Origin of the sequence: Kitasatospora sp. NPDC059827 (assembly GCF_042731675.1) — a bacterium.
Lineage (GTDB): Bacteria > Actinomycetota > Actinomycetes > Streptomycetales > Streptomycetaceae > Kitasatospora.
The window spans coordinates 1-22,573 of sequence record NZ_JBHWIV010000010.1 but is presented as its reverse complement, the minus strand read 5'-3'; the positions used below and the strand labels follow the sequence as shown (position 1 = coordinate 22,573).

At 72.1% G+C, this 22,573-nt stretch carries 19 protein-coding genes; 6 read left to right on the top strand and 13 right to left on the bottom strand.

Going from position 1 to position 22,573, the window contains the following annotated elements; all coding sequences use genetic code 11:
- Nucleotides 1-159 precede the first annotated feature (159 nt).
- Together ACFV8H_RS08810 and ACFV8H_RS08805 are read left to right on the top strand one after the other, a co-directional pair.
- Nucleotides 160-627 carry a rhodanese-like domain-containing protein gene (locus ACFV8H_RS08810; protein ID WP_380397680.1) on the top strand — a complete coding sequence of 156 codons (468 nt, stop codon included), beginning with the start codon at nucleotides 160-162 and terminating at the stop codon, nucleotides 625-627.
- Nucleotides 621-1,127, top strand: coding sequence for a GNAT family N-acetyltransferase (locus ACFV8H_RS08805; protein WP_380397678.1), 507 nt, complete (start codon nucleotides 621-623; stop codon nucleotides 1,125-1,127). The genes ACFV8H_RS08810 and ACFV8H_RS08805 overlap by 7 nt, the downstream gene beginning before the upstream one ends.
- Here the strand turns inward: ACFV8H_RS08805 and ACFV8H_RS08800 are convergent.
- Nucleotides 1,100-1,618 carry a hypothetical protein gene (locus ACFV8H_RS08800; protein ID WP_380397677.1) on the bottom strand — a complete coding sequence of 173 codons (519 nt, stop codon included), beginning with the start codon at nucleotides 1,616-1,618 and terminating at the stop codon, nucleotides 1,100-1,102. The two genes, ACFV8H_RS08805 and ACFV8H_RS08800, sit on opposite strands and share 28 nt — an antisense overlap.
- Nucleotides 1,619-1,960: 342 nt before the next feature.
- Between ACFV8H_RS08800 and ACFV8H_RS08795 the strand changes: the two genes are divergently transcribed.
- The gene (locus ACFV8H_RS08795; protein ID WP_380397675.1) at nucleotides 1,961-2,956 is read left to right on the top strand and encodes a hypothetical protein; all 996 of its coding nucleotides are present in this window, start codon (nucleotides 1,961-1,963) and stop codon (nucleotides 2,954-2,956) included.
- 89 nt (nucleotides 2,957-3,045) lie between these two features.
- On the opposite strand, the gene ACFV8H_RS08790 is transcribed toward ACFV8H_RS08795, so the two are convergent.
- The gene (locus ACFV8H_RS08790; protein ID WP_380397913.1) at nucleotides 3,046-3,621 is read right to left on the bottom strand and encodes a TetR/AcrR family transcriptional regulator; all 576 of its coding nucleotides are present in this window, start codon (nucleotides 3,619-3,621) and stop codon (nucleotides 3,046-3,048) included.
- Nucleotides 3,622-3,728: 107 nt separating this feature from the next.
- Here ACFV8H_RS08790 and ACFV8H_RS08785 point away from each other — a divergent pair, with 107 nt between their 5' ends.
- The gene (locus tag ACFV8H_RS08785) at nucleotides 3,729-4,622 is read left to right on the top strand and encodes an NADP-dependent oxidoreductase (RefSeq protein ID WP_380397911.1); all 894 of its coding nucleotides are present in this window, start codon (nucleotides 3,729-3,731) and stop codon (nucleotides 4,620-4,622) included.
- 74 nt (nucleotides 4,623-4,696) lie between these two features.
- On the opposite strand, the gene ACFV8H_RS08780 is transcribed toward ACFV8H_RS08785, so the two are convergent.
- The 4 genes from ACFV8H_RS08780 to ACFV8H_RS08765 form a co-directional block, all read right to left on the bottom strand.
- The gene (locus ACFV8H_RS08780) at nucleotides 4,697-7,447 is read right to left on the bottom strand and encodes an alkaline phosphatase family protein (protein WP_380397909.1); all 2,751 of its coding nucleotides are present in this window, start codon (nucleotides 7,445-7,447) and stop codon (nucleotides 4,697-4,699) included.
- Between the two features lie 127 nt (nucleotides 7,448-7,574).
- Nucleotides 7,575-8,948 (bottom strand): ABC transporter permease, encoded by a 1,374-nt coding sequence (locus ACFV8H_RS08775; protein WP_380397674.1) that lies wholly within the window; start codon nucleotides 8,946-8,948, stop codon nucleotides 7,575-7,577.
- Nucleotides 8,945-9,892: an ABC transporter ATP-binding protein gene (locus ACFV8H_RS08770; protein WP_380397672.1), complete on the bottom strand. Its 948-nt coding sequence runs from the start codon at nucleotides 9,890-9,892 to the stop codon at nucleotides 8,945-8,947. The genes ACFV8H_RS08775 and ACFV8H_RS08770 overlap by 4 nt, the downstream gene beginning before the upstream one ends.
- Nucleotides 9,893-10,404: 512 nt before the next feature.
- Nucleotides 10,405-10,956, bottom strand: coding sequence for a CGNR zinc finger domain-containing protein (locus ACFV8H_RS08765; RefSeq protein WP_380397670.1), 552 nt, complete (start codon nucleotides 10,954-10,956; stop codon nucleotides 10,405-10,407).
- A 186-nt stretch (nucleotides 10,957-11,142) separates the two neighbouring features.
- Between ACFV8H_RS08765 and ACFV8H_RS08760 the strand changes: the two genes are divergently transcribed.
- The gene (locus ACFV8H_RS08760; RefSeq protein WP_380397668.1) at nucleotides 11,143-12,213 is read left to right on the top strand and encodes an alpha/beta fold hydrolase; all 1,071 of its coding nucleotides are present in this window, start codon (nucleotides 11,143-11,145) and stop codon (nucleotides 12,211-12,213) included.
- A gap of 257 nt (nucleotides 12,214-12,470) precedes the next feature.
- A complete protein-coding gene (locus tag ACFV8H_RS08755) occupies nucleotides 12,471-14,123 on the top strand; it encodes an ABC-F family ATP-binding cassette domain-containing protein (RefSeq protein ID WP_380397666.1) in 1,653 nt (550 codons plus the stop codon).
- Nucleotides 14,124-14,235: 112 nt separating this feature from the next.
- Here the strand turns inward: ACFV8H_RS08755 and ACFV8H_RS08750 are convergent, their stop codons facing one another.
- The 7 genes from ACFV8H_RS08750 to ACFV8H_RS08720 form a co-directional block, all read right to left on the bottom strand.
- On the bottom strand, nucleotides 14,236-15,021 hold the full coding sequence (locus ACFV8H_RS08750; protein ID WP_380397664.1) for a MerR family transcriptional regulator: 786 nt from the start codon (nucleotides 15,019-15,021) through the stop codon (nucleotides 14,236-14,238).
- 57 nt (nucleotides 15,022-15,078) lie between these two features.
- Nucleotides 15,079-16,224: a serine hydrolase domain-containing protein gene (locus tag ACFV8H_RS08745; protein ID WP_380397662.1), complete on the bottom strand. Its 1,146-nt coding sequence runs from the start codon at nucleotides 16,222-16,224 to the stop codon at nucleotides 15,079-15,081.
- 138 nt (nucleotides 16,225-16,362) lie between these two features.
- A complete protein-coding gene (locus ACFV8H_RS08740; protein ID WP_380397660.1) occupies nucleotides 16,363-16,812 on the bottom strand; it encodes a hypothetical protein in 450 nt (149 codons plus the stop codon).
- Nucleotides 16,813-16,946: 134 nt separating this feature from the next.
- A complete protein-coding gene (locus ACFV8H_RS08735) occupies nucleotides 16,947-18,857 on the bottom strand; it encodes a putative Ig domain-containing protein (protein ID WP_380397658.1) in 1,911 nt (636 codons plus the stop codon).
- A 393-nt stretch (nucleotides 18,858-19,250) separates the two neighbouring features.
- Nucleotides 19,251-20,063 (bottom strand): ABC transporter permease, encoded by an 813-nt coding sequence (locus ACFV8H_RS08730; protein WP_380397656.1) that lies wholly within the window; start codon nucleotides 20,061-20,063, stop codon nucleotides 19,251-19,253.
- 231 nt (nucleotides 20,064-20,294) lie between these two features.
- On the bottom strand, nucleotides 20,295-21,239 hold the full coding sequence (locus ACFV8H_RS08725) for an ABC transporter permease (RefSeq protein ID WP_380397654.1): 945 nt from the start codon (nucleotides 21,237-21,239) through the stop codon (nucleotides 20,295-20,297).
- The gene (locus tag ACFV8H_RS08720) at nucleotides 21,239-22,441 is read right to left on the bottom strand and encodes an ABC transporter substrate-binding protein (protein WP_380397652.1); all 1,203 of its coding nucleotides are present in this window, start codon (nucleotides 22,439-22,441) and stop codon (nucleotides 21,239-21,241) included. The genes ACFV8H_RS08725 and ACFV8H_RS08720 overlap by 1 nt, the downstream gene beginning before the upstream one ends.
- Nucleotides 22,442-22,573: the final 132 nt, after the last annotated feature.

The window sequence follows — 22,573 nt, the reverse complement described above, 5'->3', positions numbered from 1 at the left end:
GACGGGCCGACAGCACCTGGCGGGATCTTGACGGCCTTCGGCGTTCACGCCACTCGTGGGGGTGGGCCCCGGGACCGGAGGATGGAGTCATCGCCGACCGGGGAAACCCGGAACGGCCGCACCGAACCCCTCCCCACCAGCAGGAACACGAGGTTTCCGATGTCCGCCAGCGCCGTCCTGACCGTGCCCGCCGCCACCCCGGCCGAGGCCGCCGCCCACTACGCCGCCCGACTCGCCTTCGAGGCGGACGTCTCCGACGTCCACGCCGACCTGGCGTCCGGCGCACCCGGTGTGGTGGTGGTCGACACCCGCAGCGAGGTCGCCTGGAACCAGGGCCACATCCCCGGCGCCGTGCACATCCCCACCGCGCGGATCGCCGAGCTCGCACCGAAGTTGATCGACCCGGCCACCCGGACCGTGGTCACCTACTGCTGGGGCCCCGGCTGCAACGGCGCCACCCGGGCGGCCCTGGCCTTCGCCCTCCTCGGCCACCCCGTCAAGGAGATGCTCGGCGGCTTCGAGTACTGGGTCCGCGAGGGCTTCGCGTACGACACCGCCACCGGCCCCGAGAGCCGCCCCGTCGACGACCTGACCGCCCCGCGCTCGGGCATCTCCTGCGCATGCTGAGCGCCGCCGCACGGCCGGGCGGCACGATCCGCCCGGCCACCCCGGCCGACCTGCCCGCGCTCGCCCGGCTGTGCGCCGACCACGCCGCCTACGAGCGCGCCGAGCCGGTGCCCGCGGACCTCGCCGCCCGGCTGGCGCCCGCACTGTTCGCCGCGCAGCCGAGGGCGTGGTGCCTGGTGGTCGACCACGGCGGCGAACTGACCGGCTACGCGAGTTTCTCCCGGGAGTTCTCCACCTGGCAGGCCGCCGACTACGTCCACCTGGACTGCCTGTTCGTCACCGAGGCCCACCGGGGCGGCGGGTGGGGCCGCGCCCTGCTCGACGCCGTACGGGAAGCGGCCGCAGCACTGGGCGCCGCGCAGGTGCAGTGGCAGACACCCGACTGGAACACCGACGCCATCCGCTTCTACCACCGGACGGGGGCCCTGAGCCGCCCCAAGGCCAGGTTCACGCTCCGCACCCGCCCGACCGATCAGCCGACCAACTCGTACGCAACGTAGTCAGGATGGGCCGCGCCGACCTCCAGATGGTTCTCGTCCAGCCCGTTGACGATCCGCAGGGTGCCACCGCCGAAGTCGAATTCCACCGCCACCGTTCCGTTCGCCAGATCGGGCCCCGCCGGTCGCCATTCCAGCAGCCGGACCTCGCGCAGTTCCTGCCCGACGAACGGCTCCAGGACCTCGTCGGCACGGGACCACTCGGGCGAGAACTCGAACCACTCCCAGTTGACGATGTGCGCCCCGGTGTCGATCGTGCCCCAGCCGATGGACAGCCTGTCGAGGTACCGGTGGCAGACCTCCACCCGGACACCGTCGAAGTCCAGCACCACCGGACAGTCGGCGAACCACTCCCCGTCCTCGGCGAAGCGCACCACGGCGAAGCCCGTCAGCCGCCTGCCCGCGAGCGCGGCGAGGCGCGGGCCGTGCGCCTGCCGCACCGCCTCGATCCCGATCAGGAAGGACGGTTCGAAACCGGAGATACCCATGTCCATGGTCCGGAGTCTCCCCCGACGCAGCCCGAATGGCCAGACATTTACGGACAAGGGAACTCCGTCTACGAAGCGGAGGAATCACGGCAGTCCGACGGCGGGCGGCCCGGCTACCCGGGCATCACTCCGTGGCGGACGTCGGTGAAGGTCGGATTGCGCGCGTTCCGGGCGATGATCTCCTCGGCGTCGCCGCCGAGCAGGGCGGCCCCGACGCGACGTCCGGGACTCGACAGTCAAATGACTGATGCTGCGTGTGCGTCGGAGCGGGAAGCATCGGTGTCGGCGGTCGGAGGGTGCCCCACCCCCGGCCGTCGGTCCCCCGATGTTCTCTTCCAAGGAATTCCCATGAGCTCCCTTCGCGCCAAGTGGCGCATGGCCGCCGTCACCGCGACGACCGCCCTGGCCGTGCTGATGTTCTCCAACGCCCCCGCGTCCGCCGCCGTGTTCGGCGAGAGCAGCACCTGGGCCAGCGAGATCGAGGACAACGTCCCGGTCCGGGCGAACGGCTTCATGGGCGAGGCCCGGGCCACCAACGGCGATCTCATCCAGGTGTGGCGCGGATACGACAACCCCGGCATGTACCTCTCGCTCGACCACGGCCGACCGGTCCGCCTCGCGGGGACGACCAATGCCAGCCCGCAGGTGGTCTACATGGGCGGGGCCCAGTTCGTGCTGTTCCACACCGGCACCAACGGGTTCATCTTCTACTGCGTCCTGACCGTGAACCAGGCCAACAACGGCCAGCGGTACCTGAACTTCGGCAACTGGATCCAGGTCCCGAACGGCGCCCAGACGAACGACGGCCGCCCGGTGGCCATCGCCGCGCTGCCGCACAACAACATCTCGCTGGCGTTCCACGGCGCGAACAGCAACGAGATCTGGAGCATGATCTTCAACATCCCGAACAACCTCTGGGGCGACCCGGTGCGGGTCGCCGGCGCGACGAGCAACTCCTCCCCGGCGCTGGCGTTCAGCCCCGCCAACAACCTGCTGCTGATGGCCTACCGGGGGCTCGACAACCGGGTGAACGTCATCCGCACGTACTACCAGGACAACGCCTGGTACGGGCGGAGCATCCTGGACGGCGTGCAGACCGACTCGGAGCCGGCCATCGCCATGGCGGGCTCCGGCTGGGGGCAGGTCGCCGTCCGGCAGCAGGGCACGGGCGTGCTGTACCTGGAGGACGTCCAGGACACCGGCTCGCACGGCGACTGGACCCGCGAGGCCATCGCCTTCGCCTCGGCGTACGGCCCGCGGCTCATCATGGACGCCTACCGCGCCTACCTGGTCGCCACCAACCTGAACGGGTACGTCATGTGGAAGCAGTCCCGCCAGTACTGAGCCCGAACCGAGCCCGACCGGCGACCTGACACTGCCCGGGGTGGGGCGGCCCTGAACGCGGCCGCCCCACCCCGGGCTCCGGCGTCCGGTCAGGCGGGGTGCGGCGCCCAGGCGGCTTCGATCATCCGGAAGACCTCGTCCACCGTGGCCGCCGGGTCGGCCGCGTCGCGGGCCAGCGAGAAGGCGTCGATCACGAAGCGGGCGACGGCCCGGCAGGCGGTGGGGGTGCGGGTCTGCCCGGGCAGGGCGGTGATGGCCGCGCCCAGGGCCGCGGCGTGGCGCAGCCGCATCGACTCCTCGTAGGCGCGCAGGGCGGGCGAGGAGTCGATCAGGCGCCAGATCGTGGCGGCGCCGTCGGCCGTGCAGTGCCGCACCATGGCGTGGATCTCGCGGCGCAGGGCGGGGATCAGCGGTTCCTCGGGGGTCCGGTCGGTGACGGCCAGGACGAGGCGCTGTTCGAAGTCCTCGTCCTGCTCGAAGACCAGGGCCTCCTTGGCGGCGAAGTGGGAGAAGACCGTGGTGACGGCGACGTCGGCCTCGGCGGCCACCTCGCGGATGCCCACCGCGTCGTAGCCGCGCTCCAGGAAGAGCCGCAGGGCGGTGTCGGCGATCTTCCGGCGGGTCGCGGCCTTCTTGCGCTCGCGGCGGCCGGTCGGCTCGGTCACGGCGGTGGTCCCGGTCGGCTCGGTCATGCCCGTGATGCTATCAGCCATGAAAACGGAACAGTTCCAAAATACTAACCGTTAGTGCTACGGTCGGCCGCATGGAGACCATGAAGAAGGTCAGCTACACCGAGTTCGGCGGCCCGGAGGTCCTGCGCCTGGTGGACGCCGCGCGGCCCGAGGCGGGCCCCGGCCGCATTCGGATCGCCGTACGGGCGGCGGGCGTGAACCCCGTGGACTGGCGGCTCCGGGAGGGCCAGGTACTGGGGGCCCATCCGCTCCGACTGCCCGCCGGGGTCGGACTGGACGCCGCCGGGGTGGTGGACCAGGTCGGGGCGGGGGTCGAGGGGGTCGAGGTCGGCGACCACGTGTTCGGCGAGGGGGTCGACACCTACGCCGAGTTCGCGGTGCTGTCCGCCTGGGCGAGGATGCCCGAGGGGCTGGGCTTCGAGGAGGCGGCGGGATACCCCTCCGTGGTGGAGACCGCGCTGCGCATCCTCCGCGAGGTCGGCGTACGACCGGGGCAGACGCTGCTGGTCAGCGGTGCGGCCGGGGGCGTCGGTTCGGCGGTGCTGCAGATCGCCCGTGACCGCGGCATCACCGTGATCGGCACGGCCGGCGCCGCGAACCAGGACTACCTGCGCGGCCTGGGTGCGCTGGCCACCACGTACGGCGAGGGCTGGGTGGAGCGGGTGCACGGGCTCGGCCCGGTCGACGCCGCCCTGGACCTGGCCGGCAACGGTGTGATCCGCGAACTCGTCGAACTGACCGGGGATCCGAGGAGGGTGGTGTCCATCGCCGACCTCGACGCGCCCGGGCTCGGGGTCCGGTTCTCCGGCACGGCCGGGAGCGTCCCGGCGGCGCTCGCCGAGGCCGCCGACCTGATCGCCCGGGGCCGGCTGCACATCCCCGTCGACACCTCGTACCCGCTGGCCGCGGCCGCGGCGGCGCACGCCGACAGCCGGGCCGGGCACACCCGCGGGCGCCGGGTCATCGTGGTGTGAGAGCGGGCCGACGCCCCGGACCGGTCCGAGCAGTGCCGGTCCGGGGTGTCAGCGGCGGATGTCAGCGGCGGGTGTCAGCCGTCGTTCTCCGCGGAGGGGATGTAGGCGCCGGGGACGTCGTTCGGGGCGTGGATCGCGTCCTCGCCCGGGTACGGGGTCCGCCAGTTGTGCGTCTGGTACCAGGTCAGGTGGTTCATCTGGGCCGGGTTGGCCCGGTCCGGCGCCGCGTTCGGGCCGGTCAGCTGCTGCTTGGACTTCCAGTCCTCCCACTGGGCAGCGACCTGCCGCTCGGCCGTCGGCGGGGCGACGGTCACCGGCGCCGCCGCCGCGCTCGCGTCCGGGGCGCCGGGTACGTCGACGCCGCAGGACGGCGGGGTCTTGAGGCCGTCGGTCAGCGAGGTGCGGTTGGGCACCGCGGTGAACGGGGTGAGGTCCGGCTTGTCGGTGAAGGCGGTGGTCATCGGGCTGGCCGCGCTGTCCTTCTGGTTCATCGGGTGGATCCCGAGGATCTGCTCGATGGTGCGGACCATGGTGATCTGCGAGTAGTAGCGGCTGTCGACGGCGCCGTGCTGGGCCCAGGGGCTGATGATCTGGATCGGGGCGCGGTGGCCGTCGACGTGGTCGAGGCCGGCCTGGGAGTCGTCCTCGACCACGAAGATCGCGGTGTCCTTCCAGTACTCGCTGTGCGAGATCTCCTGGACGATCCTGCCGACCGCGAGGTCGTTGTCGGCGACCTGCGCGGCCGGGCTGGCCGGACCGCCGGTGTGGTCGCTGGACAGCCACAGCATGTTGAGGGCCGCCGGGCCGTTCTGCTCGAAGTCCTGCTTCCAGATCTGGTAGCGGTAGAGGTCCGGCACGTCGGTGTCGAACTTCGGGAAGCCGGGCACCGACACGTCGTTGAGCGAGGGGATCGGCGAGGAGGAGTTGAGCGGGTAGGCGGTGTCGTCGCCCGTCGCGTCCATGTTCTTCGAGTCGCAGTACAGGTTCTGCCAGCTCGCGCCGTCGGGCTTGGTGAGGAACTGGTGGAACTCGCCGAAGTCGCGCACGTCCTGGCCGGCCGCCTGGGCGCCGGTCCACAGGAAGCCCGAGCGCTGGTGGCCCAGGGCGTCGTCCTCGGTGTCGTAACTGCGCTCGTACTCCCCGGCCGAGGACTCGGTGTACTCCGGATTGTCCGCCTGCATCAGCCAGTTGTGGCCCTCGGCGGAGTTGGTGCCGATGTCGTAGGTGTTGTCGTAGAGCCCGAACTGCTTGGCCAGCGCCTGCTGGTTGGGCGTGACGTTGGCACCGAACTGGGCCAGTTTCGGGTCCCCGTTGCCCTTGCCGATGTCGCCGAAGACCTGGTCGTAGGTCCGGTTCTCCTTGACGATCAGGAAGACGTGCTTGATCGTCGACGGGTCGCCGATCCGGGCCGGCACCGCGACGGGCTTCGCCTTGTGCCCGTCCGCCGTCCGGACGGCGCCCTTGGTCCAGCCGTTCTGCCGGAAGACCTGGTCCGTCCGGGAGCGGATCTCCTGGTCGGACGGCAGGGTGAACTGCGTCAGGCTGGAGGTGGTGTCGTGGGCGTTGTGGGCGCCGGTGGAGTTGGGGCGGCGCGCGTCGATGCCACGGGTGTTGGAGACGACCACCTTGGAGCCGACGGTGGTGACCTCCGCCGGGAAGTAGTCGGTGGGCAGCAGGCCGACGTAGCTCACCGGCTCCTGGGCACCGGCGAAGCGGTAGACGGCCACGGCGTCGGCCCGGCCGAGGGTGACCAGCAGGCGCCCGTCGTCGGTGAGCGTGATCGCGGTGGGCTCGTAGCCCACGGAGGCCTCCGGCCAGGGCTTGGTGGAGATCCGCTGCACCACCTTGCCCCGCACCGCGTCGATCACGGACACCTGGTCGGAGGAGGTGTCCGCGACGAAGACCGTCCCGCCCTTGGCGTACACGGCCGTCGGGTGCAGGCCCACCTCGATGGACCCGACGGCGGCGGAGCGGTCCGCCAGGTCGATCACGCTGACGGTGCCCGTGGTGGTGGCACCGGTGTCCGGATCGGCCGGCACCTGGGTGCCGTAGGAGTTCAGCGTGTCGTCGTCGGAGGTGGCGGCGCGGCCGCCCTCGTTGCTGACGTACAGCTTGTGTCCGACCTGGACGATGCCGCGCGGTGCGTTGCCGGTCGTCCAGCTCTGCCCGAGCGCTCCGGTGGCCGTGTTGATCTCGACCACCCGGTTCTGGCCGTTGACGGCCGCGTACACCGTCGAGCCGTCGGCCGAGAACACCAGGCCCGAGGCCAGCGCGTGCTTGCTGCCGTCGGCCGGGATGGCGACCTTCACCGGGTTCGCCAGGGAGCCGTCCGCGTTCACGGTGAACCTGGTGTAGCCGTCGAGCTGGCCGAGCCACAGCTGCTTGCCGTCCGGTGAGTAGACCGGGGCCTCCTGGCCGACCGAGCCGTCGGTCAGGTGCAGGTCGGCGGTCTTGGCCTTGCCGGCGCGCTGTTGCACCTTGCCGGTCCTGAGGTCGACCACGACCAGCGAGGCGTCGCCGTCGGCCAGCGAGGCGGCCAGGTGGGTGCCGTCCGGGCTGACCCGGGAGCCCATCAGCTTGCCGTTGTCGATGACCAGGCGGTCGCCGTACGGGGCGAGGTACTGGTCGCTGGAGATCACCTGGCCGTCGGCGGTGACCTGGCCGACCTGGTCGGTGCCGAACTGGTGGGTGGTGGCGAAAGCGGTGCCCGTGGCCACGGCCACCGCCGTGATGCACGCCGTGGCCAGGGTGGCCCGGCGGCCGACCTTGCGGCCGAGGAGCACCGGGTGCTCCTTCTGGACTCGTCGACGACGCGTTACCTGCATGGCGTCAGCCCTTCGTGGTGAGTGCGCTGCGTTGATTCCGGTGTCTTCGCTGCGGGTGGTGCGGGTGGTGCGGGTGGTGCCGGTGATGCGGGTGGTGCGGGTCATGCGCTCAGTGCGCTCAGTGCGCTCAGTCCGTCGAGGAGTCGAGCAGGTCGATCTGGCCGTCGAACTGCCAGAGCGGGTTCGGCGCGTCCCCGGTGCCGGTGTGGACCAGGAAGTAGCCGTTGACCTCCTTCGGCCCGTCACCGTCGGCCATCACCCGGCCGTCCGAGGCGACGTCGAGCTGGTAGACCGCCGTACCGGGGGCCTCGGTGCCGGGCAGGTGCCAGGTGACCACGCAGCGCCAGTCGTTGCCCGGGCCCTCCGGTTCGACCTGGCCGTCGCCCCGGTTGCAGTCCGCGGCCACCCGCAGGTCGGCCTCGGTCACGGCGGGGCGGTGCAACTGCTCGGTCTGCAGCCGGTACAGGTGGGCGAACACGGTGGAGACCGTCCGCTGGACCTTCGCCCGGCTGATCCCCGAGCCCGTCGAGGGCGCGGCCACCGCGACCACCCCGGTGGTCAGCGCGAGCAGCCCGGCCAGCGGCAGCACCCCGTGGGTGAGCGCGCGTCGCTTCTCGCCGTCCTCGCTGCCGTTGGTGAAGTCCCGCCGGACGAACAGCCGGTAGGCCGCGGCGGTCGCCACCACGGCCCAGACCAGGCTGACCGCGACCGCGATCAGCAGCTCCGGCAGCCGGTTCGGATCGGCGAACAGCCCGTTCCAGGAGACGAAGGCGTAGCCGGGCAGGGCCAACCGCAGCGGCACCGGGAGCGGCAGCGTCTGGGCGAGCTGCATCGCGACCGCGGACAGCGCGGGGACCAGCAGGCCCATCGGGGAGCGGCCCAGCACGACCGAGCCGAGCAGGCCGAGCGAGGCCAGCGCCATCGTCGGCGCCAGCGCGGCGGCCCAGGCCAGCAGGACGCCCACGGCCGCGTCGGACGGCGCCAGCAGGTGCCCGTCGACGCCGACCAGCGGCTGGTTCCCCACCGCGGCGAGCCCGCCCGCCGTACCGGACGCCACCAGTCCGGCCACCAGCAGGACGATCACGGTTGCGCTCGCCAAGGTCTTGGCGAGGAAGATCCGGCGCGGCGAACGGACCGCCACCAGCAGGTGCCGCCAGGTGCCGAGCCGGTCCTCGGCGGCGAACACGTCGCCCGCGACCACCGAGGTCAGCAACGGCAGCGCCCAGGAGCCCGCGAAGCCCAGCAGCACCAGCGGGCCGGCCCACGCCGTGGCGTGCATCCAGCGGCCGAACAGGGTGTCGGAGGGCAGCGTGCCCTGCTGGGCGACGGCGGCCACGAACAGCCCGGGCAGCGCCCAACAGGCCAGCACCAGCAGGCGGATCCGCCACTGGGAGACCAGCTTCACCAGCTCGAAGCGGTACACCCGGCCCACCGGCACCCGGCGCGCACCGGCCCCTGCCGCCGCACCGGCCGCCGTCTCCCCGGCCGTGACCGTGCTCATCGCCCGTCCTCCTGCTGCTCCTCGGTGAGGGCCAGGTACGCGGCCTCCAGCGGCGACACCACGGGCGCGACCTCGCGCACCCGGACGCCCTCCTGCACCAGTCCGTCCACCAGCCGCTCCACGGCCGGCCCGGTGGCGCGCACCACCAGCGCCTCCGTACCGCGCCACGCCCCGGCCCCGTCCAGCACCGTCACCCCGGCCGTCCCGACGGCCACCCGCCGCGCGGCGCCCAGGTCGGAGGTGAGCAGCCGGTGCTGGAGCGCGCGGGTGTCGGCGGCCAACCCGCCCAGCGGGCCGGAGAACCGGACCCGCCCGGTGGCGAGGATCGTCACCTCGGAGCAGAGCGACTCCAGGTCGTCCATCCGGTGGCTGGACAGCACGACGGTCACGCCGTCCTCGGCGAGCCGGCGCAGCGCCCCGTGGACGTGCTGCTGGCCGGCCGGGTCCAGGCCGTTGGAGGGTTCGTCGAGCACCAGCAGCCGCGGCCGGGTGAGCAGCGCGGCCGCCAGGCCGAGTCGCTGGCGCATGCCCAGGGAGAAGCCGCGCACCCGGTCGTCGGCGACGTCCCGCAGCCCGACCTCGTACAGCACCTCGTCGATCCGGCCCGCGCCGGTGTCCTCCCCGCGCAGCGCCGCCAGCGCGGCCAGGTTCCGCCGCGCGGTCAGCGAGGGGTAGAGGCCGGGGCCGTCGACGAAGCCCGCCACGCCGTCGGGTGCCGCGAGCGCCCGGCCGACCGGTCTGCCCAGCACCTCCAGCTCGCCGCCGTCGGCGACGGCCAGCCCGAGCAGCAGCCCGAGCAGGGTGGTCTTCCCCGCGCCGTTCGGCCCGGCGAGCCCGTGGATCCGCCCGGGGAGCAGCTCCAGCCCGACTCCGTCGAGCGCCACGACGTCACCGAAGCACTTCGTCAATCCCCGTGCCCGTACGGCAGGTTGCGTGTCTTCCATGGCTCCTTCTCGCAGTCCCCCAGGGAAGGTAGGGGGTTGACGGGGTGGCGTCAGGAGCACGCGGTTGAACTCCGGGGGAACAGCAGAGGGTCGACTCGGTGGCGGCCGTCGGCCTCCCTTCTGGCGAGCATGACGCCAGATCGGGTAACCCATCGGGGGAGTTATCGAATGAAGGTTGAGCCTGGGTTGATAATCCTCACTTTCCGGAGGAAACAAGGACAGTTGAGAGCCCTTGCCTTGACACTCTCTCAAGTCACCACGAATACTCATCACCAGTCAGAACGGTGACGCCGACAAGGGCTCATCGGACGAGCACTCACCAGGAGGCACAGCCATGGCAGTCAGCTGCACCGGAACGGTCATCGTGACGGGCGAGGGCCGCACGGTCCGGCTGACGCCACCGGTACGGGTCGCGTCCGGGCCCCCGACCGGACGCGGAAATGCCGAACCCCCGCCCGGTGGCCGCAGCAGCGGCCGGGGCGGGGGCGGAGGACCGACCCTGCGGCGGGGCGTCAGTCGTCGGCACCGCCGTGCTGGCGGGCCCGGTAGGACGCGGCCTTGACCCGGTTGCCGCAGGTCCGCATGGCGCACCATTCACGCCGGTGGCCGCGGGAGCGGTCCAGGTAGACCTGGGTGCACTCCGGCCGGGCGCACTCCCGCAGCAGTGCGGCGTCGTCGCCGCCGAGGATCTCGACGGCCTCCCGGGCCAGGGCCGCGAGGCCCTGGGAGACGGATCCGCTCCTGGTCGCCCCGGTGGCGTGCAGGCGCAGCGTCACCGGCAGTCCGGCCGCGTGCCGGTTCAGCTCGGCGATCGCCCGGGCCGGCATCGGCTGCCCGTCCAGCCGGGCGGCCACCAGGGCGTAGATCGACTCGCGCAGGTCGACCGCGATGTCGAGGTCGGTCTCGTCGGCACCGGCGCCGTCGTCGAACATCCCGGACTCCACGAACCAGGCGTCGAGTTGCTCGGGGGCGGCCAGCTTCTCCAGCGGCGCGGCGTTGCGCCGGGCGCGCAGCGTGCCGACGAAGTCGAGGGGCAGGGTCCCGCAGGGGAAGGCGTGCATCACGTCACCATACTGACCAGTCACCGCCCCGAACGCAATGCCCGGCACACTCCCCCGGGCCTCCCCGGGCCTCCCGGGGACTTCCCGACGGCGATGCGCCGCGTCGCCCGCTCCATCACTGTCCAGACCAGTAACGTTCCGCCCGGGTCCGGTTCCCGTACCGGCCCCGCAGCTTCCGGAGGGCAACTCATGATCGACAGGCGCAGCTTCCACAGGACCGTCGGACTCGGCGCCGGCGCGGCCGCCCTCGCGCTGGCCGGCCTGCCGGGCACGGCCGGCGCCGCCCCCGCACCCACCCGCGGCCGCTCCGGCCCGGCCCCGGTGGTCCCGACGATCACCCCGGGCACCCACACCACCTTCCCGGTGCTGCGCCAGGTCACCGCCGGCGTGCTCGACGTCGGCTACGCCGAACTCGGGCCCGCCGACGGGCCGGTGGTGCTCTGCCTGCACGGCTGGCCCTACGACATCCACAGCTACCTGGACGTCGCCCCGCTGCTCGCCGACCTCGGCTACCGCGTGATCGTCCCCTACCTGCGCGGCCACGGCAGCACCCGCTTCCGCTCCGCCCGGACCGTGCGCAACGGCCAGCAGTCGGCCATCGCCCGGGACATCATCGCGCTGCTGGACGCGCTCCGGATCGACCGCGCCGTGGTCGCGGGCTTCGACTGGGGCGCGCGGACCGCCGACATCCTGGCGGCCCTGTGGCCCGAGCGGGTCAAGGCCCTGGTGTCGGTGACCGGTTACCTCATCACCAACCGCGACGCCCAGCGGAACCCGATCGCACCGGTCACCGAGCACGCCTTCTGGTACCAGTACTACTTCGCCACCGACCGCGGCGAACGTGCCATGCAGGACCCGAAGCTGCGGCACGACCTCGCCCGGGAGGTCTGGCGGACCGCCTCCCCCACCTGGAACTTCGACGACGCCACCTTCGAACGCACCGCGGCCGCCTTCGAGAACCCCGACTACGCCGCGATCGTGGTCCACAACTACCGCTGGCGGCTGAGCCTGGCCGACGGCGAGCGCCGCTACGACCACGACGAGCACCTGCTGGCCCGCAAGCCGACCATCCAGGTGCCGACCGTCACCCTCGACCCCGCGCTGGACCCGTTCACCCCCGCCCCCGGCGACGGCTCCTCGTACCGGGCCATGTTCACCGGCCCGTACGAGCACCGGACGCTGCCCGGCATCGGCCACAACCTCCCCCAGGAGGCGCCGACGGCCTTCGCCCAGGCCGTCGTCGACGCCGACCGGCTCTGACGCCGAGTCCCTCGCCTCGCGCCGGAAAAACGAACGGCGCGGGGCGAAGTGGACTGCTACGCTGGCGAACGACCTACCCCCTTTCGAGGAGTGCAGCAGACATGGCGGGTGACGACGACATCTCCGGGTGAGTCCCGGGCTTCTTGACCGTTGTGGGCGCAGGGCGCCCGGTGCAGCGGTCGGAATCGTCGTACCCAGTCCCCCTGTCTCATCCGGGCCGGACTCGTCTCCGCCCGCTCACTTCCAGGTAGTTCTCCATGTCTTCTGCGTCTTCTGCGTCTTCCGCATCCGTCGTCGCCTCCCAGCTGTCCTTCTCCTGGCCGGACGACACCCCCGTCTTCCACGACCTCTCCTTCTCCGTCGGCACCGGCCGCACCGGCCTGGTCGCGCCCAACGGCTCGGGCAAGAGCACGCTGCTCAAGCTGATCGCCGGTCAACTGCGCCCGTCCACCGGGTCGGTGACGATCAACGGCACGGCCGCCTACCTCCCCCAGGACCTCCCGCTCACGGCCGGCCTCACGGTCGCCGAGGTGCTCGGCGTGGCCGGGGTGATCCGGGCCATCGACGCGGTGGAGTCCGGGGACGTCGCCGAGGAGCACTTCACCACCATCGGCGACGACTGGGACGTCGAGGAACGCTCCCTCGCCCAGCTCGAACGCCTCGGCCTCGGCGCGCTGCCGCTGGACCGCCGACTGGGCACCCTCAGCGGCGGCCAGGTCGTCCGACTCGGCCTCGCCGCCCAGCTGTTGAAGCGACCGGACGTCCTGCTGCTCGACGAGCCCACCAACAACCTCGACCTCGGCGCCCGGCACCGCCTGTACGACGCGTTGGAGGACTTCAACGGCTGCCTGCTGCTGGTCAGCCACGACCGCGCCCTGCTCGACCGGATGCACCGCATCGCCGAACTCGACTCGCGCGAACTGCGCCTCTACGGAGGCGACTTCACCGCGTACGAGGAGGCGGTCCAGGCGGAGCGGGAGGTCGCCGAGAAGAACGTCCGCAACGCCGAGCAGGACCTCAAGCGCGAGAAGCGCGAGATGCAGCAGGCCCGGGAACGCGCCGAACGCCGGGCCGGCAACGCCGCGCGCAACCTCAAGAACGCCGGACTGCCCCGGATCTTCGCCGGGAACATGAAGCGCGGCGCCCAGGAGTCGGCCGGGCGCTCCGGCCAGGTGCACTCCGCCCGGGTCGACGAGGCCAAGGCCCGGCTGGACGAGGCCGGGCGCGCCGTGCGCGAGGAACAGCGACTCACCCTCGACCTCTCCGGGACCAGGGTGCCCAGCGGGCGCGACCTCTTCATCGGCGAGCAGCTCCAGGTCCGGCGCGACGGCAGCCCGCTGTTCGCCGACGGCGGGATCGACCTGACCGTCCGCGGCCCGGAGCGGATCGCCCTCTTCGGCGCCAACGGCGCGGGGAAGACCACCCTGCTGCGCCTGCTCGTCGGGGACCTCGCCCCGGACGAGGGCCAGGTCAAGCGCGCCGACGGCCGGGTCGCCTACCTCTCCCAGCGGCTGGACCTGCTGGACCAGGACCGCACCGTGGCGGAGAACTTCGCCGCCGCGGCGCCGGAGCGCCCCGAGGCCGAGCGGATGAACATCCTCGCCCGCTTCCTGTTCCGCGGCGCCCGCGCCCACCTGCCGGTGCGGGCACTGTCCGGCGGCGAGCGGCTGCGCGCCACCCTGGCCTGCGTGCTGTGCGCCGAACCCGCACCCCAGCTGCTGCTGCTCGACGAGCCGACCAACAACCTCGACCTGGTCAGCGTCGGGCAGTTGGAGGGCGCCCTCAACTCCTACCAGGGGGCGTTCCTGGTGGTGAGCCACGACGAACGCTTCCTGGCCGGCATCGGCGTCGACCGCTGGCTGCGGCTGGCGGACGGCACGCTGACCGAGACCGGCGCCCCGACCGACTGAGGCCCGCTCCCCCACGGCGGCCGGCGGGGCCGCGCCGAGCCCCGCCGGCCGCCGGGGGCAAGGCTGTTGCCCTCCGGGGCGGGGCGCACCGTCGGGGCGGCCCAAGCGCGGTTCACCGTCTGGGAACCCGGGGCGCCGGTGCCCCGGCGGAGCGGAGCCTGGCCTCGGTGAGGGTGGTCAGCCGGGCCGCGCTCGGGGTCTGGTCCTCGCGGTGGCGGTCGATCAGCCGGTACTGGGTGGCGGCCCTGCTCCAGGCCTCCAGGCCGGCCGGATCGGCCAGCAGCGCGGGGTTGGCGAGGTAGCGCTCGGCCATGGCGTCGGCGAGTTCCTCGATCCTGGGATCGTCCGGCTCCCAGCCCTCGGCCTCCCAGGCCCGCTGGGCCAGGTCGACGAACCCGGGGTCGTCCAGCTGTCGTTCGAGCTGGGCGAGGAAGGCGTCGAAGCCGCCCGGCACCAGCACCCGGGCGAGCACCAGCGCCTCGCGCTGCCCGGCCACGTAGTCCGGGCCGTAGCCGAGTCCGGCCATCCGGTCCAGGACGGCGCAGGCGCGGTCGGGCAGCAGGGCCCGGTCGCCCTCGGCCAGCCGGTGCAGCGTGGCGCGGCGCTCCTCCAGTTCGGCGATCCGCTCGGCCAGCCGTCGCTGGACGTCGGCCAGGGCGGCGGTGAACTCCTCGGCCCCGGCGTCGAGCAGCGGCCCGATCTCGGCCAGCGGGACCCCGGCGGTGGCCAGCGTGCGCACCTGCACCAGGCGCAGCAGCTGGTCCGAGCCGTACCGCCGGTAGCCGGAGCCGTCCCGCGGCGGCTCCGCCACCAGCCCGTGCTCGTGGTAGTGCCGCACCGTCTTCACCGAGACGCCGAGGAAGGACGCCGCCTGACCGATCGTGACTCCGTTCATCATGCGCCAAGTCTCCCGTGCGATCGGGTCCGGCGGCCGGCCGGTCAGCCCGCCGACCGGTCAGCCGGCCGACCCGGTCGGCCCGGCCGGCGCCTGCTCGCCGCCGAACACCGCGCCCACCAGCAGCTGTTGGGCCCGCTGGAAGCCCGCGGCCACGGACATCTCCGGGTCGTCCACGAAGTTCAGACCGGCCGTCAGGACCCGGCTCCCGTCGGCGGAGCCGTACATCAGCGCCGCCGAGCCGATGGTGGCGCCGTTGTGGTGGTAGATCGTGCCGCCGGCCGGGCCGAGGTCCTGGGCGAACAGGCCGAGGCCGTAGCCGGCCCGCTCCTCCGGGGTGCGCATCTCGGCCAGTAGTCCGGCGGGCAGCAGTCGGCCGCCCATCAGCGCGGTGAAGTAGGTGTGCAGGTCCTGGGTGGTCGAGATCATGTCGCCGCCGGCCGCGACCCAGCTGGGGTCGTGCCGGGTGACGTCGACCGTGCGCTCCTGCCCGCCGTCCCGGTAGCGGTAGTAGCCGTGGTGGTGCGGCTCGGGGAGCTCGGGCGAGCTGCCCGGCGCCACGGTGCCGGTCAGCCCCAGCGGGGCCAGCACCAGCCGCCGCAGCTCCTCGGCGAACGTCCGGCCGGTGGCCCGTTCGATCACCAGCCGGGCCAGCACGTAGTTGGTGTTGGAGTAGCTCCACCCCTCCCCCGGCGCGAACCTCGGCGCCCGGGACAGCGCCAGCCGGACCAGTTCCTCGGGCCGGTAGGTGTGGAAGCGCAGGTCCACCCACTCCTTGCCCCGCCAGGGGACACCGGGCTCGACCGTGCCGTCCGCCAGCAGCTCGCCGGTGTGGCTGAACACGCCGCTGGTGTGCTGGAGCAGCATCCGTACGGTGATCCGGTGGTCCAGCCCGAACGCGGGCAGGTAGTGGTCGGCGGGGGTGTCCAGGCCGATCCGGCCCTCGGCGACCAGCAGCAGCACGGTGGTGGCGACGAAACTCTTGGTGCTGCTGCCGATCCGGAAGTGCCCGTCGGTCAGCGCCGGGGCGTCGCCGCCCCGTTCGCGGGCTCCGGCGCTGCCGGCCCAGCTGCCCCGTTCGTCGCTCACCCGCAGCTGCACGCCGAGGAAGCCGGAGCCGGCCAGCTCCTCGATCGCCCGCCGCAGTTCCGGTCGGTCCTGCCCCTGGTCGGAGTAGGCGGACCGGTCAGGGTGGGTGGTGGTCATGGGTGCTCCCCGGTGTTCGTCGTGCCCGGACCGCTGTCCGGCTGCCGCGACGAATCTCCACCCTGCCCCAGGGGCGGGCTCAAGCGTGACCCGGCTCACAGCGGCGCTGCGCACCGCGCCGGGGACTCAGCCGGTGACTCAGCCGGTGACCTCGACGGTCACGTCGTAACCGCGCTGCTTCGGCGTGCAGTTGAGGGCTTCGCCGCAGACGGTGCGGGAGGCGGTCAGGTGGGCCGTGCCCGCCGTGCGGGCGGTGAAGGAGGTGATGACGGTGCCGCAGCCGCCGCCGGGGCGGCAGGAGGGGGACGGCGCGGTGGTCGGGGAGCCGACCGGGGAGAGCACCTCGGGGGCGGAGCTGGTGGCGGCGGACCAGTACGTCCCCTGGAGTTCGACCGAGACGGTGGCCCCGACGGTCGCCTTCACCGTGGTGTGGTTGGCCTTCTCGTCGGCGGTCACGGCGGCCGGCTTGATCGTGACCAGGGCCGTGGGGGACGCCGGGGCGGACGCGCCGGTGGAGCCGCAGCCGGTCAGGGCCAGCAGGGCGGCGGCGCAGCCGAGGGCGAGGGTGAGGGGTCTGCCGAGATTCACGGGGTTCCTTCGGGTCGGGGTGGAAGCGGTGGTGGTTCGACGCGCGGGACGCCGGATCGGATCCCCCCGAATGCGGAAATACCGCACCGGGGCGGGCGCGAGGCCCACCCCGGTGCGTCGAGCCGAGGCGATCGTCAGGAGACGGTCACGTCGTCGTAGTAGGTGTAGGTCGGGTCACCCGGGTAGTTGTCGTCGTGGTTGCTCAGGGTGAGCGTGTACGAGTGGCCCGGGGTGACGGCGGCCGTCTTGTTGGTCCAGCTGCCGGTGGTGGTGCAGGTCTTGGCGAGGACCGTGGTGGTGGTGCCGGTGGTGTTGTCCTTCAACGTGGCGGTGGCCCAGTCGTAGGTCACCGTGTCGTCGCAGGTGTTGCTGTACCAGAAGGACAGCTTGCTGGATCCGGTCGGCGCGGTGAAGGTCTGGGCGACGGAGGAGTCCCCGGTCGGGTTGGTGGAGCCGACCATCGCGCCGTAGCTGCCGCTGTGCGCCGCGCCCGTGGTGGCGGAGGTGGTGCCGGCGGCGGTCCAGCCGCTCAGGCTGCCGGTCTCGAAGCCGCCGTTGGTGACGGCGTTGCCGCCGCCGGAGCCGCCGGACTCGGTCCAGCTGAACGTGGTGCTGCCCGCGGCGCCGGTGGTGTCGGTCGCGGTGACCGTCACGTTGGCGGTGCCGGCGGCGGTCGGGGTGCCGGAGATCAGGCCGGTCGAGGAGTTGATCGACAGGCCGGCGGGCAGGCCGGTGGCCGAGTAGGTCAGGGTCTGGCCGGAGGCCGAGTCGCTCGCGCCGATCTGCAGGCTGGCCGCCGTGCCGACGGTGCCCGACTGGTTGCCCGGGTTGGTCACCGTGACGGTGTTGGTGGTGCCGCCGCCGTGGTTCAGGATGGCGTGCGAGATGGCGCAGGAGTTGGTGTCGTTCGACCAGCTGGCCTGCTCGGCGAAGGTGCCGTAGGAGCCGAAGGAGATGTTGGCGGCGCCGCCGGTCGAGCCGGGCTGGATCCAGGCGCACTCGTCCGAGTTCTCCTGGCCGTTGTACGAGCTGCCGGAGACGTGGTTGGTCCAGCCGCCGGCCGGGTTCTGGTCGGACATCATCTCGTGCCACTCGTGGCCGAGGGTCATCGTGTAGCCGTCCAGCGTACCGGGCGAGTTGACGAAGCCGACGCCGCAGCTGCTGCCCTGGTCGACGTTGTACGGCTGGTTGGAGAAGGCGATGTCGCCGTAGGGCGAGCTGGCCGCACCGCCGTTGAGGGTGGTGTCACCGTTCCAGTCGTGCCAGGCGCAGTACCCGGTGGTGGGGTTCTGGTAGTCGTCCGGGTTGGTGCCGTGCGGCGACAGGACGATGTAGTACGCGTCGCGGTTGGCGGCGGCCGTGGTGTTGCCGAAGTGGCCGGCGGCCTTGACGGCCTCCTGGGCCAGCTGGTTGCCGCTGGCCGAGGCGGGCGAGGCGGCCGCGTTGTCGTACCAGACGCCGGAGAGCACGCCGCCGCTCTGGTACGGGATGAAGTTGGCGTTCGACGGGCAGCTGACCGCGCCGGAGGCGACGTTGGGGCCGTCGCACCACTGGGTCAGGTCGGCGGACCAGGTCTCGCCGTTGGTGCCGATGCCCTTGAACATCTGCTGGGTGGCACCGGCCGCGCCGGCCGAGTCGCCGGAGAACTTGGCGTTGCCGTTGGCGTCGGTGCTCTGGGTGCCCCACTGGGTGCCGTAGAAGACCAGGTAGACCTTGGAGTGGCCGCTCTGCACGCCGATGCCGTCGACGCCGCCGCCGTAGGAGAGCGTCTCCTGGCCGGTGGCCGCCGCCTGGTTGTGGGCGGCCATCCACTCCTTGTACTTCTTCTGCTGCTGCTTGCCCATCACCGCGCCGTGGCGGTACGGGTGGCCGGCCTGGGGGCTCCAGGGGTTGAACTCGTTGTTGACGCTGCCCGAGGAGCTGGAGATGTCCTGGGCGGCGGCCGGTCCGGCCGCGCCGGCGAGACCGGCGGCGGCGAGCGCGATGGACGCCAGGCCGGTGAGCGCCGCGTTCTTCGCGCGCCGCATTCTGGGGGAGTGACCCATGGGGTGAGGGTGCCTCTCTGCTTACCGATCGCCCGTTGCGGCCGGGGGGCCGCGAACGATCCCTTTGTGGGGAAGGAGCAGCAGGCGGAATCCACCGAGCGCCGAATCCGGTTCTATCTTCCGGACAGCCGGAATTGACGGTCTCTCGGTGGGGCCAGCTGCTTGGGCATGAAGGAAAGCAGAGTTGATGAACGGTGGTCAACGGCTGCGGGTAAGGAAACATTAAGAACGGCGTTCGGGCAGGTGAAGGGGCTGATGAGAAGTCAATTCACAGCCCTTCGCATTCACTGAATATCGCTCGGAAGACTGTTTCGACATTCGGTGAAACGTCACCGTTTCAACATTGCAGCTTTTCCGGAACCAGCCGTCACAAGCGCCCGTCACAGCCGCGCGTCACAACCGCCCGCCGGCGCTGTCCGCGGACAACCGCTGGGCCAGGTACACCGGGACGACGGAGAGCAGCACCAGCACCGCCGCCACCACGTTCACCACCGGGGCCTGGTTGGGGCGCGCCAGGTTGGCGTAGATCCAGACCGGCAGGGTCTGGACGGCCGGGCCGGCCGTGAAGGTGGTCACCACGATCTCGTCGAAGGACAGCGCGAAGGCCAGCAGGCCGCCCGCGAGCAGGGCCGACCGCACGGCCGGGAAGGTGACGTACCGGAAGGTCTGGAAGGTGTGGGCGCCGAGGTCCGCCGAGGCCTCCTCGGCCGAGGGGGCCAGCCGGCGCAGCCGGGCGAGGACGTTGTTGAAGACCACCACCACGCAGAAGGTGGCGTGCCCGATCACCACGGTGAGCAGGCCGAAGCCGATGCCGGCCGGGCCCAGCACCGTGCGGAACGCGGCGTTGAGCGCGATGCCGGTGACGATGCCGGGCAGTGCGATCGGCAGGATCACCAGGAAGGACACCGCCTGGCGGCCGAAGAACCGGTACCGCTGGACGGCGAAGGCCGTCATGGTGCCCAGGACCAGCGCCACCAGGGTGGCCCCCGCCCCGGCCTGCAGCGAGGAGACCAGGGCGCTGCGGGCGCCCTCGGACTGCCAGGCCCGGACCCACCACTCGGTGGTGAACCCGGTCGGCGGCCAGGCGAAGGAGCGGTCCCGGTTGAACGAGTTGACCAGCACCAGCAGCAGCGGCAGGTAGACGACGGCGAGGCCGAGGACGGTGGCCGCGCGCAGCGCGATCCGGGTGCGGTGGGAGAGGATCACGGGGGTACGCCTCCGAGGGGTGTCTAGGGTCCGTCTTCGAACTCGCGTCGTTCGCCCGGAGGGCGGGCGGGGCGGCGTTGGGGTGCGTGCATCGCAAGGCGGAGGAGGGAGCCCAATGCAGCGCATTGGCGACCGACGACAACGCGGCGAGGCGCGCTTGTGCCCTGGGGGTACCTCCCGGCCGAAGGCTGGGGGAGCGTCGGCCCGCAGGCGGGAGTTCGAAGACGGGCCCTACAGCGAGTCCAGGGCGCCGGTGCGGCGCACGGCGAGCAGGTAGCCGACGATCATCACCACCGGGACGCAGGACAGCGCGGCGGCCAGCGGCAGGTTGAGTGTCACGTTGTCGGCGATCGCGGTGCCCAGCACCTGGGTCTTGCCGCCGACGATCCGTACGGTGATGTAGTCGCCCAGGCTGAGCGAGAAGGTGAACACCGACCCGGCGAACACCGAGGGCAGGACCAGCGGGAGGACCACCGAGCGGAAGGTCCGCCAGGCGGAGGCGCCCAGGTCGGCGGAGGCGTCGAGCAGGTTGCCGGGCAGGTTCTCCAGTCCGGCGAAGACCGGCAGGATCATGTACGGCAGCCACAGGTAGGCGAGGACCAGGATCACCGCCGTGGTGCCGTACCCCGGGCTGGACAGTCCGAACGGGGCGCCGAGCCGGTCCAGCACGCCGCCCTGGCCGAGGATGACCCGCCAGGCGTAGGCCTTCACCAGGTAGCTGGCCCACAGCGGCGTCAGGACCGCCACCACCAGCAGCTTGCGGGTGCGCGGCCGGGCGATCCGGGCCATGTAGAAGGCCATCGGGAAGGCCACCACGGCGTCGATCACGGTGACGGCGGCGGCGATGCCGAGGGTGCGCAGGGCGATCGTCCGGTAGACCGGCTCGGTGAGGACGGTGTGGAAGTTGGCGGTGTTCCAGACCCGGACGAGGTCATAGGTGAAGTCGTCGACCGCCCAGAAGGCCGAGAGCAGCAGGACGGCCAGCGAGCCCAGGTAGGCGAGCAGCAGCCAGGCCATCGGGGCGGACAGCAGCAGCGCCAGCCGCAGCCCGGCGTGCCGGTGCAGTACGGAGGCGGCCCGCCGCACGCCGCCCCGCCGCGGCTGCGGTTCCGGGGCAGGTGCGGCGGCCGTGTCGGTCGGGCCGGTCGCCGGGCCGGTCGTGCCGGTCGCGGTCATCAGCCCTTGATCTCGGTCCAGGCGGACGTCCAGGCGGCGTAGTCGGTGCAGGCCACCGTGCGGCCGTCCAGGCAGCTCTTGACCGGGGTGGTCCAGTAGTACACGTCCTTCCAGTAGGCCTCGTCGGCGGCGTGGAAGGTGGTGCAGAAACCCTTGTCGGTGGTCAGGTCGCAGGCCTTGGAGTTGGCCGGCGCCTCGCCGAACCACTGGGCGACCTGGGCGTTCGCGGTCGGCGAGACGATCCAGTTCATCCACTGGTAGGCGCAGTTAGGGTGGGCGGCCTTGGCCGACACCATCCAGGTGTCGGACCAGCCGGTGGCGCCCTCCTTCGGCAGCACGGCCTTGACCGGCGCCTTGTCCGCCTGGGCCAGGTTGGCGATCACCTGCCAGCTGGTGCCGACCACGGTGTCCCCGGTCCTGAAGGAGTTCTCCGACTTCTGGAAGTCGCTCCAGTACTCGCCGATCGCCTTGTGCTGGGCCTTCAACAGGTCGACGGCCGACTTGAGTTGGTTCGCGTCCAGGGCGTACGGGTTGGTGATGCCGAGCTCCGGCTTCGTCTTCATCAGGTAGAGCGCGGCGTCGGCGATGTAGATCGGGGAGTCGTAGGCGGTGACGTGGCCGGCGTAGGGCGCGGCGCCGTCGAAGACCACGCTCCAGGAGTCGGGGGCCGGGGTGACCTTGTCGGTGCGGTACATCAGCAGGTTGGCGCCGCGGCCGTGCGGGATGCCGTACATCTGGCCGTTCACCGAGTTCCAGGGCTGGTTCTTGAGGCCGTCGAAGACGTCCGCGTAGTTCTGCACCAGGGCGGTGTTGACGGGGGCGACGTCGCCGGCGGCGATCAGCCGCAGGGTCGCGTCGCCGGAGGCCGACACGGCGTCGTACTGGCCGGTCTTCATCAGCGAGACCATCTCGTCGGAGGTCCCGGCGATCTTCGCGTTGACCTTGCAGCCGGTCTGCTGCTCGAAGGGGTGGACCCAGTCGACGCTCTTGTCGTCCGAGCCGTCCTCGGCGTATCCGGCCCAGGCGACCAGGTTCACCTGGCCCTCCCCGGCGCCCAGGGACTGGAGCATCGGCAGCTTCGGCGGGTTCAGCCCGTGCGAGCCGTTCGCGGCGCCTGTGCCGCCACTGCTGCCGCACCCTGCGGCGAGCAGGACGGCGGCGGTGGCGGCGGCCGCGGCGCGGGCGATCAGGGGGATGCGCATGGCGGGGTGTTCCGATCTTCGGTGAGGGGGTGGGGGTGGGATGCTCTTATGGATGTCAAGCAGCGGTGGTGAGCTGCTCGGCGGTGACGTGTGAGGTGCCGGGCGTGGTCAGGACCTGGTAAATCTCGCGGG